This window comes from Ruegeria sp. YKSF070, assembly GCF_059612725.1.
Genome location: NZ_JBXWRD010000022.1, coordinates 52,918 through 71,850, shown reverse-complemented (window position 1 = coordinate 71,850; position 18,933 = coordinate 52,918). Strand labels below are relative to the sequence as shown.

Here is an 18,933-nt window from a genome sequence, read left to right as displayed (position 1 = left end):
ATGCCTATGGCTCGCCCGAGGCCTTTGCCCGCGCCTTCCGCCGCGCCCATGGGGTGGCGCCGATGTCGCTGCGCGCCGGGTGAAGCCGGGACGCCGGAGTTCTGCAAGAACTCCGGCCCGGAAAACATCTGTTTTCCGAGCCGTTTTCCGTGCCGGAAAACGGCCCCCCTTTCAGGGGGTCCAGGTCAGGAAATTGCCGATCATGCGCAGGCCGATGGCCTGGCTTTTCTCGGGGTGGAACTGCAGGCCAACCATGGTGTCGCGTCCAACCACAGCAGTGACCGGCCCGCCATAGTCCACATGCGCCAGCCGTTCGGCGGGGTTTGCCACCCGGAAGTGATAGGAATGCACGAAATAGACGTGATCGCCACTGGTGATCCCGTCAAAGATCGGATGCGCCGCCTCGATCACCAGATCGTTCCAACCCATATGTGGCACTTTCAGCGCCGCATCCGCAGGCGTAATCCGCACCACGTCGCCCGCGACCCAGCCCAGACCGGGGGTCTCTTCATACTCGTGACCGGTGGTAGCCATCAGTTGCATGCCGACGCAGATGCCCAGAAAGGGGCGACCCTTCTGCTCCACCGCCTCGACCATCGCGTCATATAGGCCCTTGTGCCCGCGCAACTCGGCGGCGCAGGCGGGAAAGGCGCCGTCGCCCGGCAGCACCAGCCGGTCGGCCCCGGCCACCACATCGGCGTCCGAAGTCACCACCACCTCGCCCGCGCCGGTCTCGCGCGCCATGCGCTGAAACGCCTTTTCGGCCGAGTGCAGGTTGCCCGATTCGTAGTCGATGATGGCGGTGAGCATCAGAGCGTGCCCTTGGTCGAGGGGATGGCGTCGCCCTTGCGCGGGTCCGCCTCCACCGCCTGACGCAGGGCACGGGCCACCGCCTTGAACGCGGCCTCGGCGATGTGGTGGCTGTTCAGCCCGTGCAGCTGGTCCACGTGCAGGGTGATGCCGCCATGGGTGCTGAGTGCCTGAAAGAACTCGCGCACCAGCTCTGTGTCGAACGTGCCGATCTTGGCCGTCGGCAGGTCCACGTTCCACACCAGGAAGGGCCGCCCCGACAGGTCGAGCGCGCAGCGCACCTGCGCGTCATCCATCGGCAGGTGGCATTCGCCATAGCGGCGGATGCCCCGCTTGTCGCCAAGCGCGGCGCTCAGCGCCTGACCCAGCGCGATGCCGGTATCCTCGACCGTGTGGTGATCGTCGATGTGATAGTCGCCCTTGGCGCTGATCGTCATGTCGATCAGCGAATGGCGCGCCAGTTGGTCCAGCATATGGTCGAAGAAGCCGACGCCGGTCTGGTTGTCATAGGCTCCGGTCCCGTCGAGATTGATATCGACCGAGATCTCGGTCTCGGCGGTCTGGCGGCTGATGCTGGCACGGCGCATGGGCGGGTTCCTTCTGATCTTGGCTGGCTTTTGGCATGGGGCGCGTGCAAAAGCCAGAGCGCCGCAACACGCACGTACCAATCTGTTGCGCGAAAACAGGGGATTGCACCCGGCTTCGGCGCGTGTCAGCCTTTGGTCGAACCAGCATGAGAGAGGCGGCATGACCACCTGCGTATTCATCCAGATCCGCTGCAAGCCCGGCAGCACCTACAAGGTGGCCGAAGACATCGCGCTGCGCGAAATTCATTCCGAGCTTTATTCCACCAGCGGCGAATATGATCTGTTGATGAAGCTCTACATCCCGGCGGGCGCGGATGTGGGCAAGTATATCAACGACCATCTGCTGGTGATCCCCAATATCGAACGCTCGCTGACCACGATGACGTTCAAGGCGTTCTGAGCGGAGCCAGCGCCCCGTACAGAGGACAGCCCAGCGTCTGGTTCAGGGCGCGGATCAACTCTTCGACGGTCTCGGTCGAGACATATTCCCCGCCGGTGGCCTGGGCCAGGCATTCGGCCGGGCTGATCGTCTCGGGGACGGTGGGGTTGCCGTCGCCCCCTTCCCAGCCGAAGAATTGCGAACGCACCCGGAACCCGATCACATGCACGGTCAGGCCGGGTGCGGTGCGGGCCAGATCGGTGGCCAGGGCGCAGGGTGCGCCGCCGCAGGTTTCTTCGCCATCTGTGACCAGCACAATGACGCCGGGACGGGGGGGCTGGTCAAACACGCGGGCGGCCAGGTCGACGGCATCGGTCAGCGCGGTGTTGCCATCGGGCTCGATCCCGTCGATGAGATTCAGGATTGGCCCCGCTGCATCGGGGCTTGGGGCAAAGGGCATCGAGACCCTCTTGCACAGATCAGCGTCCGCTGCGCCGTCCATGGCGGCACCATATGTGACCAGACCCAGCCGGCGCAGGGTGGCAATCCGGGGCAGGGTGTCATGCATCGCCTCACGCGCGTCCAGGATACGCGGCCGGTCGAGGCCATTATACCCCATCTCGGCCATCGAGCCGGAGGCGTCGAACACGATCATCGCATCGCTGGTGCAGTCGGCCTCGCCGATTGCGGGCGCAGGAGCGAGACCCGCAACAAGAAGCGCCGCCACACGGGCGGCGCGTCCGGATCGACCGGATGCCGGGATGTCAGAGTCGCGCTCCATGCCCCAGCTTGGCCGAGGCACCGGCGATCTGTCCATGCGCCAAAGGTCGAAGGGTCAGGCAGCGAGCAGCCCCTTGTCCTTCAATTCGGCGTAGGCACCATCAACGGCGGTCTTGAGGCGGCGCAGCATCTCGTCGACCTCTTCCTTGGTGATGATCAGCGGCGGGCAGAGCGCGGCCGAATTGCCGGCAACCGCGCGGATCAGCAGACCGTTTTCCTGTGCCAGCCGCTGCACGGTGGCGCCGCCTGCACCTTTTTCGATGGTCGCACCGGTGGTCTTGTTCGACACCAGCTCCAGCGCAGCGATCAGCCCCTTGCCGCGCACTTCGCCCACCAGCGGATGATCGGTGAAGATGGCGCGCAGCTGTTCCTGCATATGGGCGCCCACCTCGGCCGCATGGTCAAAGATCTTGTCGCGCTCGTAGATTTCCAGCGTTTTCAGTGCCGCGGCGCAGGCCACCGGATGCCCGGAATAGGTATAGCCATGGCCGAACACGCCGACCGCCGCCGAAGGCGCGATCATCTTTTCATACATCCAGCCGGGGATGACCGAGGCCGAGATAGGGAAATAGGCCGAGCTGAGCTGCTTGGCAAAGGTCATCAGGTCGGGCTTGATCCCCATGGTGGTGCAGCCGAAATCGGCGCCGGTGCGGCCAAAGCCACAGATCACCTCATCCGCCCAGACCAGGATGTCATGCTTGCGCAGCAGGGCCTGGAGCTTTTCGTAATAGCCCTCGGGCGGGACGATCACGCCCGAGGCGCCGGTGATGGGCTCGACGATCATCGCCGCGATGGTATCGGCGCCCTCGGCCAGGATCTGCTGTTCCAGATTGTCCAGGATGCGGTCGACGAACTGCGCCTCGGTCTCGTTGCCCTGCCGCCCGGTATAGTAATGCGGCGCGTCCGAGCGCAGGATGTGCAGCGCCTCGACGGGCGCATCGAAATGCGCAAGGTTCGCGGGCAGCGAGGTCAGCGAACCGGCGGCCACGGTCACCCCGTGATAGCCGCGCTCGCGGGTGATGATCTTGCGCTTTTCCGGCTTGCCGATGGCGTTGAAGTAGTAACGCAGCATCTTGTAATGGGTGTCGTTGGCATCCGAGCCTGAGTTGCCGAAGAAGAAATAGGCATCCTCGACCGGCACCATCGCCTTGAGCTTTTCGGCCAGCTTCATGATCGGCTCATGGGTCTTGCCGCCAAAGGTGTGGGAAAAGGGGAGCTTGTTCAGCTGGTCGGTGATCGCGCCGATCACCTCGGCATTGTCATAGCCCAGCGAGGTGCACCAGAGACTGGCCAGCCCCTCGATATACTCGTTGCCGTCCGCGTCGTAGACATAGATGCCCTTGCCATGGTCCAGCACAAGCTGTTCGGTGGCGGCAAGGTTGGTGGTGGGATAGATCACAGGGGCCATGGCCAGATACCTCCGGTTAGCCGCACGGGGCGGCGAGTCAGTTGCGCCAAGCATTGCCGCAGATCGCGGGCGGCGTCAAAATTTTTGATCAAAATGAAGGTGCGACGGATAACCATCCCGAAACGCGAAAGGCCGCCCATGGGGCGGCCTGTTCGAGTATCTGGAGCGGGCGATGAGATTCGAACTCACGACCCTTACCTTGGCAAGGTAATGCTCTACCCCTGAGCTACGCCCGCATCCGTTTGGCCATCCGGCCTGAGGTCTCAATCTGGAGCGGGCGATGAGATTCGAACTCACGACCCTTACCTTGGCAAGGTAATGCTCTACCCCTGAGCTACGCCCGCCCCGTTTGAGTGAGGAGGGAGATATAAACTACTGCCGGGGCCTGCAAGTGGAAAATGCGGGCTCGAGAGAAAATTCTTCACCCGGTTTACGGGGTCTCCGTCGAGTTGTGCGGACATGAAAAAGGCCGCGCCCCGGGTGGGGGCGCGGCCTGTCTCTGGCGGTGGGTTTCCGCTTATTCCAGCTCGACCAGCAGGTCCTTGGCATCGATCTGGCCGCCGGGCTGGACATGCACCGCCTTGACGGTGGCGTCGCGCTCGGCGTGGATGCCGGTTTCCATCTTCATCGCTTCGATGGTCAGCAGCAGATCGCCTGCCTTGACCTGTTGTCCGGCCTGCACCGCGACGGTGGCCACCACGCCGGGCATCGGTGCGCCCAGGTGGTTGGCATTGCCCGGCTCGGCCTTGGGGCGCTGCATGGTGGTGGACTTCACCAGCCGGTTCGGCACCCGGATCACGCGGGGCTGGCCGTTGAGTTCAAAGAACACCTTGACCTCGCCGTTCTCGTCGGTCTCGCCGATGGCCTGGCAGCGGATTTCCAGCGTCTTGCCCGGGTCGATCTCGGCGGCGATCTCCTCGCCCGGTTCCATCCCGTAAAAGAAGGTGCGGGTGGGCAGGGTGCGGACGGGGCCGTATTGGCGATGCCGGCCCATGTAATCCATGAACACCTTGGGATACATGAGATAGCCGTTCAGGTCCTCGTCATCGACCTCCTTGCCCTCAAGTTCGGCCGAGACCTTGGCCCGCACCGCTTCCAGATCGACGGGCGGCAGATGGGCGCCGGGGCGCTCGGTATTGGGCGCCTCGCCCTTCAGCACCTTGGTCAGGATCGTCGTGGGGAAACCGCCCGGGGGCTGGCCCAGATTGCCGCGCATCATGTCGATGACCGAATCCGGGAAGGCCACGTCGCTCTTCGGGTCCTCGACCTGGGCGCGGGTCAGGCCCTGGCTGACCATCATCAGCGCCATGTCGCCCACAACCTTGGAGCTGGGCGTGACCTTGACGATATCGCCGAACATCTGGTTCACGTCGGCATACATCTGCGCCACCTCATGCCAACGCTCCTCCAGCCCCATCGAGCGCGCCTGCGCCTTGAGGTTGGTGAACTGGCCGCCGGGCATCTCGTGCAGATAGACCTCGGAGGCAGGGGCCTGAAGCCCGCTTTCAAAGGCCGCGTATTGCCCGCGCACCGCCTCGAAATAGTCGCTGATCTCGCGGATCGCCTTCACGTCCAGCCCGGTGTCGCGGTCGGTATGGCGCAGCGCCTCGACGACGGTACCCAGCGTCGCCTGGCTGGTATTGCCCGAGAAGCTGTCCATCGCGCAATCGACCGCGTCCACCCCGGCCTCGGAAGCGGCGAGGATGGTGGCGCTGGCAATGCCGGCGGTGTCATGGGTGTGGAAGTGGATGGGCAGGCCCACCTCTTCCTTGAGGGCGCGGATCAGCACCTTGGCCGCGGCGGGTTTCAACAGGCCCGCCATGTCCTTGAGACCCAGCACATGGGCGCCCGCGTTGCGCAGTTCCTTGCCCATGGCCACATAGTATTTCAGGTCATACTTGGCGCGGTCGGGGTTCAGGATATCGCCGGTGTAACAGATCGTGCCTTCGCAGATCTTGTTCTGCTCGACCACCGCATCCATGGCGACGCGCATGTTTTCGACCCAGTTCAGGCTGTCGAAGACGCGGAACACGTCGATGCCCTTGGCGGCCTGGCGCACGAATTCGCGCACCACGTTGTCGGGATAGTTGGTATAGCCCACCCCGTTGGCGCCGCGCAGCAGCATCTGGGTCATCAGGTTGGGCATCGCCTCGCGCAGGTCGCGCAGGCGCTGCCAGGGGCATTCCTGAAGGAAGCGGTAAGCCACGTCAAAGGTCGCGCCGCCCCAGCATTCGACGCTGAACAGTTGCGGCAGGTTGGCGGCATAGGCGGGTGCCACCCGGATCATGTCGATCGAGCGCATCCGGGTTGCCAGCAGCGACTGGTGGCCATCGCGCATGGTGGTGTCGGTGATCAGCAGCTGGCGCTGCGCCTTCATCCAGTCGGCCACCGCCTGCGGGCCCTTCTGCTCCAGCAGGTTGCGGGTGCCCATGCGGGGTTCGCCCCGCTTGGCGGGCGGCTTCGGAATGCGGGCCTCGGCGGCGGGCATCGGACGGTCGCGGGTTTCGGGATGCCCGTTCACGGTGATGTCGGCGATATAGGTCAACACCTTGGTGCCCCGGTCGCGCCGCTTCTTGAACTGGAACAGATCCGGCGTCGTGTCGATGAACTTGGTGGTGTATTCGTTCGACAGGAAGGTCGGGTGTTTCAGCAGGTTCTCGACAAAGGCGATATTGGTACTGACCCCGCGGATGCGGAATTCGCGCAGGGCGCGGTCCATCCGGGCGATGGCCTTTTCAGGCGTCGGCGCCCAGGCGGTAACCTTGGTCAAGAGCGAGTCGTAATAGCGCGTGATCACGCCCCCCGCATAGGCCGTGCCGCCATCCAGGCGGATGCCCATGCCGGTGGCCGAGCGATAGGCGGTGATGCGGCCATAATCGGGGATGAAGTTGTTGAGCGGATCCTCGGTGGTGATCCGGGTTTGCAACGCGTGGCCGTTCAGTGCGATCTCGTCCTGGCTGGCCTTGCCGGTGGCCTCGGCCAAGGGTTTGCCCTCGGCGATCAGGATCTGGGCCTGCACGATGTCGATACCGGTGACCTCTTCGGTCACCGTATGTTCGACCTGCACACGCGGGTTGACCTCGATGAAGTAGAAATTGCCGCTGTCCATATCCATCAGGAATTCAACGGTACCGGCGCATTCATAGTTCACATGGGCGCAGATGCGGCGGCCGAGATCGCAAAGTTCCTCGCGCTGGGCCTGGCTCAGATAAGGGGCGGGGGCGCGTTCGACCACCTTCTGGTTGCGGCGCTGGACCGAGCAGTCGCGCTCCCACAGGTGATAGATCTCGCCATGTTTGTCGCCCAAGATCTGAACCTCGACATGGCGGGCGCGGATGATCATCTTTTCCAGATAACCCTCGCCATTGCCGAATGCGGCCTCGGCCTCGCGGCGGCCCTCCATCACCTTCTCGGCCAGTTCCTTTTCGCTGTGGATCGGGCGCATGCCGCGCCCGCCGCCGCCCCAGGAGGCCTTGAGCATCAGCGGATAGCCGATCTCGGCGGCCTCCTTGCGGATGGCGTCCATGTCGTCGCCCAGAACCTCGGTCGCCGGGATCACCGGAACACCGGCGGCGATGGCCACCTTGCGGGCGCTGGCCTTGTCCCCCAGCGACCGCATGGTCTCGGCGCGCGGTCCGATGAAGGTGATGCCGTTCTGGACACAGGCATCGACGAAATCTGGGTTCTCGCTCAGCAGGCCATAACCCGGGTGGATCGCGTCAGCGCCGCTTTCCTTGGCGACCCGGATGATTTCGGGGATCGACAGATAGGCAGCAACCGGGCCCATGCCCTCGCCGATGCGATAGGCCTCGTCGGCCTTGAATCGGTGCAAGCCCAGCTTGTCCTCTTCGGCATAGACGGCAACCGTCTTCTTGCCCATCTCGTTGGCGGCGCGCATCACGCGGATGGCGATCTCGCCACGGTTGGCAATCAGGATCTTCTTGAAATCGGTCATGGCAGGTCCCGGTTATTGGTTAGTTGGCAGTGGGATTTACGCGGACAATAGCCGCAGTGATATTGGTAGTTCTGGGTAGAACCGGCATGTTATCGCTCGCATCCGCCGCATTTCGATATGACCCGGTCCGAATGGGGTCACTGTGCGATGCTCAGGGGGCGGGTCGGCGGCAGGTCGGTGAGGCGGGCGGCGCCCAGCTGGCCCAGGTTCGATTCGATATCCTTTTGCAGGATGTCGATGGCATGGGCGGCACCGCGCGGGCCCAGCGCGGCCAACCCGAAGTGGAAGGCCCGGCCCAGCATCACGAAATCGGCTCCCAGCGCCAGCGCGCGCAAGATATCGAGCCCACCCTCGACGCCGCTGTCAAAGATCAGCGGTAGATTGGTCGCGGCGCGGATCTGCGGCAACATCTCGGCCGCGCCCGGGGCACCGTCGAACTGGCGCCCGGCATGGTTCGAAACCCAGAGCGCATCGACGCCCAGACGCTCCATCCGTTCGCCATCCTCTGGGCGCAGGACGCCTTTGACGACAAACGGACCCTGCCAGGCATCGCGCAGCCAGGCCACGTAATCCTCGGTGGGTGAGGTGCGCAACAGATAGCCGATATGCGCGGTGGGTGGCAGATTGGTCAGACCCTGGCTGTATTTGTCCAGCGTGCGCATATGCGGCATGCGGCTGCGGGCCATGCCCAACGCCCAGGCCGGGCGCATGGCCACCTGCGCCAGCAGGCGCGGAGTCAGTTTCGGTGGCTGGGTCAGGCCCGAACGGACCTGCCGCTCGCGGCGCGAGGCGACTGGCACATCCACTGTCAGGACCAGCGTCTTGAACCCGGCCTGCCGCGCCCGCTCGACCAGATCGCGGCGGATATCCGGGTCCTTGGGCGGGTAGAGCTGGAACCAGGCCTGCGGCCCGATATGGGGGGCGAGGTCCTCGGGGCTTTGTGCCGCGACGGTGGACAGGCAATAGGGAATGTTGGCGCGGGCGGCGGCGCGGGCCAGATGGCCTTCGGCATCGGGCCAGATCAGGCCGGACATGCCCACGGGTGCGATGCCAAAGGGCAGGGCGTAGGCAATGCCGAGGAGCGTCGTGGTCAGATCATGTTCGAGCGGGCCATGCAGGACCGAGGGCAGAAACCCGATGCGATCAAGCGCCGCCCGGTTGCGGGCCTTGGTGGCCTCGACCCCGGTACCGCTGTCCAGATACTCCCAGACGAAGCGAGGCAGGCGCCGCTGGGCACGCCATTTCAGGTCCATGATACCGGGAAACGCACTGTGCAAATCCATGCGGCGCATTAATGGGTGACGTTGGGGAAAAGTCTAGTCCCGGATATGCCATTTGCCCAAGATTTTTCTGCGCTGCGGCGGGGCGGGTGGTCACCTGCCCCGGCCTATTCTGCGGCAAAGCTCCCCTCTGCCCGAGCTGGATCGTCAGAGGGCACGGATGTTTTCGCAGGTTCCGGTTCGGACGGTTCGCGCTGATCGGCGCCGGCGGATTGCGCCACCCGCACCTGATTGCGCCCCATTCCCTTGGCCTCGTACAGCGCGTCGTCCGCGGCGCGCATCAGGTCCTGTGGCATGGTTCCGTGGCGGGGGTAATGCGCTACCCCGGCCGAGATAGTCACACGCGGCAGGGTCTTTTCGCCATAGCGGACCGTGACCTCTTCGACCGACTGACGCAGCAATTCGGCACGGGTCATCACATCTTCGGGCGTGCAGTCAGGAAGCACCAGCATGAACTCCTCACCGCCGATGCGACAGGCCACCTCGTCCCGGTCGCAGGCCTGTTCCAACGCTGCGCCGACCGCGCGCAGCACCATGTCGCCGGCATCGTGGCCATGAATATCGTTGAACTTCTTGAAATGATCCACGTCGACCGCGATCAGGCTGAGCCTGCCACCACGGGTCTGGCAATGCAGCAGCTGCTTGCGCAGGGTCTCGGTCAGGTGGCGCCGGTTGAACAGGCCCGTCAGCGGGTCGCGCACCGACTGGTCGTGCAACTGGTCGCGCATTCGCACGTTTGCAATCGCCATACTGATCTGTTCGGCGCACATCTGTGCCAACCGCTTGCTGGCCGAGAAATCCGCCTCGGCCTCGGCCCGCGCCCGCAGATGCATCAGCCCGACGGTTTCGCCATGAGCCAGGATCGGAAAGCAGAAATAGGGCCGGCCGTCATGCGGTTCGGCATGGTCGCAAACGAAATCCACCTCGGATGCGCCATATTCATAAGAGCGCCCGCGGCGCAGGCCCCAGCAGGCTTCGGGGTGGATATGATCCTTGAATGCGCCGCCGTTCCAGCCGGCGCTGCCATCCAGCACATCACGAGAGTTGGAGTAGACATAAAGACTGCCCTCGGCATGCGGCAGGATATGTTCCATGAAGCGCGACACCATCGCGAACAGCTCCTCCAGCGAGCGGCAGGATTGCAGCCATTCGTTCAACTCGCCCAGCAGCCGCACCTCGCGCGCCAGCCGCAATTGTTCGTCCATCAACGTGCGTTCGGTTTCGGACCGCGATTGCAGCGCCGCGAAACGGGCGCGGTTGGTGCGGTAGATCACCAGCATCGTTGCGCACATGGTCAACAGGGCAAAGCTGCTGAGCGCCGCCAGCACCAGCTGCAACCGCTTGGCAAAGGTTTGTCGGCGCTCGCTGACATCGGCATAGAATTTCAGGGCCCCCAGAAACTGGCCGTCCACGATCACCGGGGTATAGACCTCGGCGATACAACGCGCGTCGTCCTGCTGTCCCTCCCGCGCGGCGGGCATGGCGCCGTCAACTTCGGTGATCGGTCGCTCGAAAAGAGAATAGTGGGTTCCTCCGCGTGCCACCACGTCAAAGAATGGGGCATCCGGGGTAAGCGTGCCGACCTCGGAGCCGCGGGTAGACCAGATCACCCGCCCCTCTGCGTTCAGCAGCTTGAGCCGGTAGGCATCCGAGGTACTGGGCATCAACATCAGAAATTCGATGTCATGTTCGTCAAGCTCGCCGCTGGCAAAGATCTCGGGCAGATGCTCCAGATGCATCGTGATCCCGCGGGTCCACAGCTGCGCCTGTTTGCGGATATCGGACTCGATCATCCGGTCGACGACCGGGGTGGGCAGGCGAAACACCGACCAGGCGGCAACACCCACCATCGCGCTCAGAAACAGGGCCAGGCCGACCCATCTTAGTTGCCAACTGACGGAGGCCCTGTGTCCCAAGCTTCTCTCCCGCGCTCGCCCAAACCGTCTCAAGGCTGGGTGCGCGAGTTTACAAAGCCGTTAACAGATTCCCCCGGCGCTCCGCCAAAATCGTTAAACTTGCTGCAAAACGTGATGGAGAACCGAAATAACCTGTGAACAAGCCGTGAACAAACCCTTTCCCTCGGCCCCGTTCCGGCGTAATTTGCCCCCATGAGCAGTTATGACGACATGGACGCCTTTGAAGGCGTCTCGCTTTCCGCGCGCGCCATGGCGGCGCGCCCCACGCCGTATCTGGATGACCTCAACCCCGCTCAGCGCGAGGCGGTGGAGCGTTTGGACGGTCCTGTCCTGATGCTGGCGGGCGCGGGCACCGGCAAGACCAAGGCGCTGACCGCGCGCATCGTGCATCTGCTGATGACGGGCCGTGCCCGGCCCAACGAGATCCTGGCCGTGACCTTTACCAACAAGGCCGCGCGCGAGATGAAGACCCGCGTCGGCCGCATGCTGGGCCAACCGGCCGAGGGCATGCCCTGGCTCGGCACCTTCCATTCGATCTGTGTCAAGCTGCTGCGCCGGCATGCGGAACTGGTCGACCTGAAGTCGAACTTCACCATTCTCGACACCGACGACCAGCTGCGCCTGCTCAAGCAGCTGGTGCAGGCTTCCAATATCGACGACAAGCGCTGGCCCGCGCGGCTCTTGGCCAATATCATCGACGGCTGGAAGAACAAGGCGCTGACGCCCGACAAGCTGCCCGCTGCCGAGGCTGGCGCCTATAACCATCGCGGGCCCGAACTGTATGCCCAGTACCAGACCCGCCTGCGCGAGTTGAACGCGGTCGATTTCGGCGACCTGCTGTTGCACATGGTGACCATTTTCCAGACCCACCCGGATGTGCTGGAGCAATATCAGCGCTGGTTCCGCTATGTGCTGGTGGACGAATACCAGGATACCAATATCTCCCAGTATCTGTGGCTGCGGCTGCTGGCGGGCGGGCATCGCAACATCTGTTGCGTGGGCGATGACGACCAGTCGATCTATGGCTGGCGCGGCGCCGAAGTGGGCAATATCCTGCGGTTCGAAAAGGATTTTCCGGGCGCCCATGTGGTGCGGCTGGAGCAGAACTATCGCTCGACGCCACATATCCTTGCGGCGGCCTCCAATGTCATTCGCGGCAACGAGGGGCGGTTGGGCAAGGAACTGTGGACCGATGCGCAAGAGGGTGAAAAGGTCCGCCTGATCGGCCATTGGGACGGCGAGGAAGAGGCCCGCTGGATCGGCGAAGAGATCGAGGCGATGCAGGGCGGCACACGGGGCGTGCGGCCGATCTCGCTGGATGAAATGGCGATCCTGGTGCGCGCGGCGCATCAGATGCGCGCGTTCGAGGACCGGTTCCTGACCATCGGCCTGCCTTACAAGGTGATCGGCGGCCCGCGCTTTTACGAGCGGATGGAGATCCGCGATGCCATGGCCTATTTCCGCCTCGTCACCAGCCCCGAGGATGACCTGGCCTTTGAGCGGATCGTGAACACGCCCAAGCGTGGCTTGGGCGACAAGGCGCAGCAGGCCATTCGCGCCATCGCCCGCGAAAACGGAGTCTCGCTGGTCGAGGGCGCCCGGATCGCGGTGGAGAACGGCCTGATCAAGGGCAAGGGCGGCAAGGCCCTGCAAGGACTGACCGACGGGCTGGTCCGCTGGGCCGCGCTGACACGTGGGCCCCGGATCGAGATCGACGACGACTCGGTGATCGAAGACGGCGCCGCCCCGATGCAGTTCGGTGCGCCCGAGATGTCGCATATCGAGCTGGCGCAGGTGATCCTGGACGAATCCGGCTATACTGCCATGTGGCAGAACGACAAGACGCCCGAGGCGCCTGGGCGGCTGGAAAACCTCAAGGAACTGGTCAACCAGCTCGACAATTTCGAGAACCTGCAAGGGTTTCTGGAACATGTCAGCCTGGTGATGGACAACGAACAGGACAGCGGCGGCGCCAAGGTCTCGATCATGACGCTGCACGCGGCCAAGGGGCTGGAGTTTCCCGCTGTCTTCCTGCCGGGATGGGAGGACGGCCTGTTCCCATCCCAGCGATCGATGGATGAAAGCGGCCTCAAGGGGCTCGAAGAGGAGCGGCGGCTGGCCTATGTGGGCATCACCCGTGCCGAAGAGGTCTGTACCATCTCCTTTGCCGCCAACCGGCGGGTGTTCGGCCAATGGCAGAACGCGCTGCCCTCGCGGTTCATCGACGAATTGCCCGAGGATCATGTCGAGGTGCTGACCCCGCCCGGCCTTTATGGCGGTGGCATGTCCACCCCCGGCATCGAAAGCCGCGCGGCGGCGGCGGATGGCTATAACTCCCCAGGGTGGAAGCGTCTCCAGGCGCGTCAGGGGCAACATGGGCTTTCACAACCCCGCGAAAGCCGCACCGCGGTGATCGATCTCAACGCGGTGGCCAGTTTCACACTGGGCGAGCGCGTCTTTCATCAGAAATTCGGCTATGGACTGGTGATCGGCATCGAGGGCGACAAGGTCGAAGTCGATTTCGACAAGGCCGGACTCAAGAAGGTCGTTGCCCGCTTCCTCTCCGCAAAGGACGACGTTCCGTTCTAGTCGCGTGCGGCTTCTTTCTGGTCGAAAATACTCCGGGGGAGCCGCCACCGGCGGCGGGGGCAGCGCCCCCGATCCCTTTTCCCTTGCCACAAGACAAAAACGGCGGCGCCCAGGGAGGAGGAGGGGCACCGCCGTTCATTGCAACATCCAGGCAGGGAGGAGGAGAGCCCGAATGTATCCTGTCCGAACCATCGTCCGGTTATGGGGTCGCGGCGGTGCAGGGAGGAGGAGAGCACCGCCGCGCGCTTTCTACACCGGACAGGGAGGAGGAGAGCCCGGTGTATCCGCGTCCGGCTTTCTTTGCCGGTATTGTTGCGGCGGCATCAGGGAGGAGGAGGATGCCGCCGCGTCGTCTCAGGCCCTAGGGAGGAGGAGAAGGGCCTGATCCCGAAAATTCGTGGCGCTCAGCGCGCCGTGTAGTCCTTGGCCGCCTGCATGGCGACACGCTTGATCATCGACCGGTGCAGGCCCAGATCGGCCAGTTCCCGTCCCGACAGCGCCGACAGTTCGTTCACCGTCTGGCGATAGATGCGGTGCTCGGCAAACCGGCTCCGCGCGATCTCGATCAGCGCCAGAACGCCAAGACCGTGGTGGCCTTTCAGGGTGCTATGTTCGCTTGTCACAGCCATCGTTCTTATCCGTATCCGTTTCGTCCGCACCGTGTTGTGGCGCTTGCTTGAGGCTGAAGATAGGCGATTGCTGCAGGTGCACAATAGCCCTTCGATTCAATGCTGCTATGCAGCAAGTGCATAGATTACTTGGATAAGTTCGAGAATCTCTAAAAGCGCCATATTTTATTGAGGTTTTCTGATCCGACGCATTTGGCCGCTTTTTTTCGGTCGAGAACCACTCAAGAGCGAGCGTCTGAGACTTACGCGACGTGATTTTATTTTGAGCACGAAAAAAACGGACGCGGCCGCTGCCGCGCTGACTCGCGACTGGGCGATCTTGCATGGTTGCCAATTTGACCGGCGGATATGGGAAATCGTGGGACGGATGTATCTGGTCGCCGACGCGATCTCCATTTCATGGGAAGCGGGGTGTGATTCGCGTCAGATTTGAGAACAAAAAGAAAACATGAGGATGGGTATCGCTAGATGTAGAATTTTTTTGGGAAATCGAGGGAAATTTTGGGATGGAGCAAATATGCCCATATATAGTTGCTCAATGTAAATATTTGTCTGTATCTCGTGTGCAGTCGCTCGATCCTTTTGGTGTGTTCTTGCTTCGTTCAGATGACGCCCTGCTGTATGTCCATAGATTGGTGTTGATTTCCATAATTTCCCATGGCATCCCTTGTTCATCCGATGAGGACGAGGCGACAGGGGCACCAAACGACCCCAACCAAGAATAACAAGGTTTCATACAGGCACTTCGCTTTCATCGAACCAAGAGATCCGGCGCGCGAGCGAGCAGACATCCCCCCAGGTGGCGCGCGCAGTCGGACACCCCGCAAAGCGGGCTAAGGCGGCGGGTTGATCAGTGGCAGCAGATCAACCCGCCGTTTTCACGTTTCTGGGGACGGAAATTCAACGGGGGCGCAGGCGAAAGGGACAGTCAGCTTGGCGCGCAGGTTCAGAGGCGAAAGCAACCATAAGGTTGACAGCAAGGGGCGGGTGTCCATTCCCGCCTCGTTTCGCCGTGTTCTGGAGGCGGGCGACCCGAACTGGCAATCCGGCGGCAACCCCGAGCTGGTGATCGTTTACGGCGACCACCGTCGCAAGTTCCTCGAATGCTACACGATGGAGGCGATCGACGAGGTCGATGCCAAGATCGACGCGCTGCCGCGCGGCTCGATGGAGCGCAAGATGCTTCAGCGCATGTTCCACGGTCAGTCCTTTCCCACCAGCGTCGACGAGACCGGGCGCCTGGTGTTGCCTGCGAAGCTGCGTACCAAGATCGCGCTTGGCGACGAGGCCTTCTTTATCGCGGCGGGTGATACGTTCCAGATCTGGAATCCGGCCACCTATGAAGAGGAAGAGCTGGCCGCCGCCGAGGAATGGCTGGACGAGCTGCCCGAGGATTTCGATCCGATGCAGTATCTCGACGGGGCCGGGGGCAGCTGAGGTCATGTCCGGAACCGCTGCCCCCTCTCCCGACGATCCCCACATTCCCGTTCTGCTGCGCCCGCTTCTGGCGGCGGTTGCGCCGGTGTCGGGGGTCTGGCTGGACGGTACATTCGGCGCTGGTGGCTATACCCGCGGCCTACTGGCCGCCGGGGCTGACCGCGTCATCGCGGTCGACCGCGATCCGCTGGCCTTTGAGCTGGCGGCGGATTGGGCCGGTGAATATGGCGACCGCTTGGTGATGCAGCAGGGCGTGTTTTCCCGCATGGATGAATATGCCAGCGATCTGGATGGAGTCGTGCTCGATCTCGGGGTCTCCTCGATGCAGCTTGACCTCGCCGAGCGCGGGTTTTCCTTCATGAAGGATGGCCCGCTCGACATGCGGATGAGCCAGGAGGGGCCGAGTGCCGCCGATCTGGTCAATACCGCGACCGAGGCCGAACTGGCCGATATCTTGTTTCATTATGGCGAAGAGCGCGCCAGCCGCCGCATCGCGCGGGCCATCGTCAAGGCGCGAGCCGACGCGCCGATCGAGACGACTCTGCAACTGGCCGCCATCGTCGAAAGTTGTCTGCCCCGCCCCAAGCCGGGCCAGTCGCATCCCGCCACCCGCAGCTTTCAGGCGCTGCGCATCGCGGTGAATGCCGAATACGACGAATTGTTCGAAGGGCTGATGGCGGCCGAGCGGGCGCTGAAGCCCGGCGGCAAGCTGGCGGTTGTCACCTTTCATTCGATCGAGGACCGGATGGTCAAGCGTTTCCTTCAGGCGCGGGCCGGGCGCAGCGGGCGGGCCAATCGCTATGCGCCCGAAACCGTCGAGGACGCGCCGCAGTTCGAGCTGCTGACGCGCAAGGCCATCGGGCCCGACGATCAGGAACTGGCCGAGAACCCGCGCGCGCGCTCCGCCAAGCTGAGGGTGGCGGTGCGCACCGACGCGCCGGCGGGCGCGGTCGATGCCAAGTCCATCGGCATGCCGCAACTCAAGGGGGGATCGCGGTGAAAAGTGTGTTCTATGTGCTGACGGCGCTGGCGGTTCTGGGACTGGCGCTTTGGGCCTATCAGGAGAATTACCGCACCCAGGAAGTGCTGAAAGACACCCAGCGCCTGCAACGCCAGATCGGCGAGGCCCAGGTCCGGCTGAGCGTGCTGCGTGCCGAATGGGCCTATCTCAACCGTCCCGACCGCCTGCGCGAGCTTGCTGACCTGAATTTCGAGCGTCTGGGCCTGTTGCCCATGCGTGCCGACCAGTTCGGGCGGGTCTCGGAAATCATGTATGCCGAGGATCCCGCCCTGCCGATCATCAACGGGATCGACGTGTCGAATTTCTCGGACGCCGGAACCCTGCCGCCGGAGCAACAGCCATGATCCGCACCCCTCTGCGCCCGCTCGCCCGAGTCCTGCATGCCCGTGCCAAGGGTGAGAATCCGGATCTGATCGAACGCGAGAACATCCGCCTGCGCCATGAAGAGATGCAGGACCGTTCGCGCGCCCGGGCCGAGGGGCGGCTGCTCGTGCTGGGCGTCTTTTTCTTCTGTGCATTTTCGGTGGTTGGCGCCCGTATGGGCATGCTGGCCTCTTCCGAGGCTCAGGAGCCGCTGGCCAGTGCTCCGGGCGCCTCCATTGCCGCCCAACGGGCCGATATCGTTGATCGCGAAGGGCGGCTCTTGGCCACCAATTTCGAGACCCATTCGCTTTATGCCCAGCCGCCGCAGATGGTCGACCCCGTCGCCGCCGCCGAGGGGCTGGTCAGCATCTTCCCCGATCTGGACAAGGATCGGCTGGTGCGCGACTTTACCGGCAAGCGCAAGTTCATCTGGATCAAGAAACGCATCAGCCCCGAACAGAAGCAGGCGGTGCATGATATCGGAGACCCCGGTCTGCTGTTTGGCCCGCGCGAGATGCGGCTTTATCCCAATGGCCGGCTGGCCGCGCATGTCCTGGGCGGTGCGGGCTTTGGTCGCGAGGGCGTCGACGCCGCCGAGGTGATCGGCGTTGCGGGCGTGGAAAAGCAATTCGACGGCTATCTGCGCGATCCGGCCAATGGCGCCAAGCCCCTGCAACTGTCGCTGGACCTGACTGTGCAGGCGGCGATGGAGCAAGTGCTGGACGGCGGAATGAAGATCATGAGCGCCAAGGGCGCCTCGGCCGTCCTGATGGATGTGCATACGGGCGAGGTGGTGGCCGCTTCGTCCTTGCCCTCTTTCGATCCCAATGACCGGCCACGCCCACCCACCAGCGGGTTCGATCCATCGGACAGCCCGCTGTTCAACCGCTATGTACAAGGGGTGTACGAGCTGGGTTCGGTCTTCAAGATCTTCACCGCCGCTCAGGCGGTCGATCTGGGGCTGGTCAATTCCGATACCATCATCGACACCTCGGGGCCGATGCGGATCGGCAAGTTCCCGATCGGCGAGTTCAACAACAAGAATTACGGCAAGATCAGCATCGCCGACGTGATCGTGCACAGTTCGAACCGGGGCACCGGGCGGCTGGCGCTGCAGATCGGGGCCGAACGGCAGCAGGCCTTCCTGAACAGTCTCGGCATGTTCGACCCGACCCCGTTCGAGATCGTCGAGGCCTCGGGCGGGCAGCCGCTCAAGCCCAAGACCTGGGGCGAGCTGAGCACCGTCACCATTTCCTATGGCCATGGTCTGTCGACCAGTCCGATGCATCTGGCGGCGGGCTATGCGGCCATCGCCAATGGCGGGCAATATGTCAGCCCGACAGTGCTGAAACAGAAGGGCCCGCAATATGGCCCCCGGGTAATGTCGGAAAATGCTGCCCGGCAGGCACGGGCGATGCTGCGCAAGGTGGTCACCAGCGGCACCGCCAGCTTTGGCGAGGTGCCGGGCTATCAGGTGGGCGGCAAGACCGGCACAGCCGACAAACCCAAGCCGCGCGGCGGCTATTACGAGGACAAGGTGATCGCCACATTCGCCAGCCTGTTCCCGGCCTCGGACCCGAAATACGTGCTGGTGGTGACGCTGGATGAGCCGTCGATCCTGGCCTATGGCGAAAAGCGCCGTACCGCCGGTTGGACCGCGGTGCCGGTCGCTGCCGAACTGATCGGTCGGGTGGCGCCGCTTCTGGGTCTCAGGCCACAGCTTGAGCCCGGGCAGGGGGCTGGCTATACGCTCACCTCGAACTGAACATGAGGTGAGGG

General features: G+C 63.5%; 14 protein-coding genes and 2 tRNA genes. 6 read left to right on the top strand and 10 right to left on the bottom strand.

Going from position 1 to position 18,933, the window contains the following annotated elements; all coding sequences use genetic code 11:
* Positions 1-171 precede the first annotated feature (171 nt).
* Positions 172-810, bottom strand: coding sequence for an imidazole glycerol phosphate synthase subunit HisH (hisH, locus tag AC2FL1_RS12660; RefSeq protein ID WP_496877168.1), 639 nt, complete (start codon positions 808-810; stop codon positions 172-174).
* Positions 810-1,397, bottom strand: a complete 588-nt coding sequence (gene hisB, locus AC2FL1_RS12655) for an imidazoleglycerol-phosphate dehydratase HisB (protein WP_496877167.1) — start codon at positions 1,395-1,397, stop codon at positions 810-812. The genes hisH and hisB overlap by 1 nt, the downstream gene beginning before the upstream one ends.
* A 160-nt stretch (positions 1,398-1,557) precedes the next feature.
* Here hisB and AC2FL1_RS12650 point away from each other — a divergent pair, with 160 nt between their 5' ends.
* Positions 1,558-1,797 carry an Lrp/AsnC ligand binding domain-containing protein gene (locus AC2FL1_RS12650; RefSeq protein ID WP_044029069.1) on the top strand — a complete coding sequence of 80 codons (240 nt, stop codon included), beginning with the start codon at positions 1,558-1,560 and terminating at the stop codon, positions 1,795-1,797.
* Here AC2FL1_RS12650 and AC2FL1_RS12645 read toward each other — a convergent pair.
* The 7 genes from AC2FL1_RS12645 to AC2FL1_RS12615 form a co-directional block, all read right to left on the bottom strand.
* Positions 1,784-2,557: a vWA domain-containing protein gene (locus tag AC2FL1_RS12645; RefSeq protein WP_496824828.1), complete on the bottom strand. Its 774-nt coding sequence runs from the start codon at positions 2,555-2,557 to the stop codon at positions 1,784-1,786. The two genes, AC2FL1_RS12650 and AC2FL1_RS12645, sit on opposite strands and share 14 nt — an antisense overlap.
* A gap of 54 nt (positions 2,558-2,611) precedes the next feature.
* Positions 2,612-3,964 carry an aminotransferase gene (locus tag AC2FL1_RS12640; protein WP_496877166.1) on the bottom strand — a complete coding sequence of 451 codons (1,353 nt, stop codon included), beginning with the start codon at positions 3,962-3,964 and terminating at the stop codon, positions 2,612-2,614.
* Between the two features lie 161 nt (positions 3,965-4,125).
* Positions 4,126-4,200, bottom strand: a tRNA-Gly gene (locus AC2FL1_RS12635).
* Positions 4,201-4,233: 33 nt separating this feature from the next.
* Positions 4,234-4,308, bottom strand: a tRNA-Gly gene (locus AC2FL1_RS12630).
* Positions 4,309-4,481: 173 nt separating this feature from the next.
* Entirely contained in the window at positions 4,482-7,919 is a 3,438-nt protein-coding gene (locus AC2FL1_RS12625; protein ID WP_496877165.1) for a pyruvate carboxylase, read from the bottom strand.
* Between the two features lie 137 nt (positions 7,920-8,056).
* A complete protein-coding gene (locus AC2FL1_RS12620) occupies positions 8,057-9,211 on the bottom strand; it encodes an alpha-hydroxy acid oxidase (RefSeq protein WP_496877164.1) in 1,155 nt (384 codons plus the stop codon).
* Positions 9,212-9,306: 95 nt separating this feature from the next.
* Positions 9,307-11,049, bottom strand: coding sequence for a sensor domain-containing diguanylate cyclase (locus AC2FL1_RS12615; protein WP_496877170.1), 1,743 nt, complete (start codon positions 11,047-11,049; stop codon positions 9,307-9,309).
* 258 nt (positions 11,050-11,307) lie between these two features.
* Here AC2FL1_RS12615 and AC2FL1_RS12610 point away from each other — a divergent pair, with 258 nt between their 5' ends.
* Positions 11,308-13,704: an ATP-dependent helicase gene (locus AC2FL1_RS12610; RefSeq protein WP_496877163.1), complete on the top strand. Its 2,397-nt coding sequence runs from the start codon at positions 11,308-11,310 to the stop codon at positions 13,702-13,704.
* 404 nt (positions 13,705-14,108) lie between these two features.
* On the opposite strand, the gene AC2FL1_RS12605 is transcribed toward AC2FL1_RS12610, so the two are convergent.
* Entirely contained in the window at positions 14,109-14,333 is a 225-nt protein-coding gene (locus AC2FL1_RS12605; RefSeq protein WP_496824819.1) for a DUF1127 domain-containing protein, read from the bottom strand.
* A gap of 933 nt (positions 14,334-15,266) precedes the next feature.
* Between AC2FL1_RS12605 and mraZ the strand changes: the two genes are divergently transcribed.
* Genes mraZ through AC2FL1_RS12585 form a run of 4 tightly spaced genes read left to right on the top strand, consistent with a single transcriptional unit; the run spans position 15,267 to position 18,919 of the window.
* Entirely contained in the window at positions 15,267-15,770 is a 504-nt protein-coding gene (gene mraZ / locus AC2FL1_RS12600; protein WP_234137703.1) for a division/cell wall cluster transcriptional repressor MraZ, read from the top strand.
* Positions 15,771-15,774: 4 nt separating this feature from the next.
* Entirely contained in the window at positions 15,775-16,770 is a 996-nt protein-coding gene (gene rsmH / locus AC2FL1_RS12595) for a 16S rRNA (cytosine(1402)-N(4))-methyltransferase RsmH (protein ID WP_496877162.1), read from the top strand.
* A complete protein-coding gene (gene ftsL / locus AC2FL1_RS12590) occupies positions 16,767-17,135 on the top strand; it encodes a cell division protein FtsL (RefSeq protein ID WP_496824816.1) in 369 nt (122 codons plus the stop codon). The genes rsmH and ftsL overlap by 4 nt, the downstream gene beginning before the upstream one ends.
* Complete coding sequence (locus AC2FL1_RS12585; protein ID WP_496824814.1) at positions 17,132-18,919, top strand: peptidoglycan D,D-transpeptidase FtsI family protein; 1,788 nt, start codon at positions 17,132-17,134, stop codon at positions 18,917-18,919. The genes ftsL and AC2FL1_RS12585 overlap by 4 nt, the downstream gene beginning before the upstream one ends.
* The last annotated feature ends 14 nt before the right edge of the window (positions 18,920-18,933 follow it).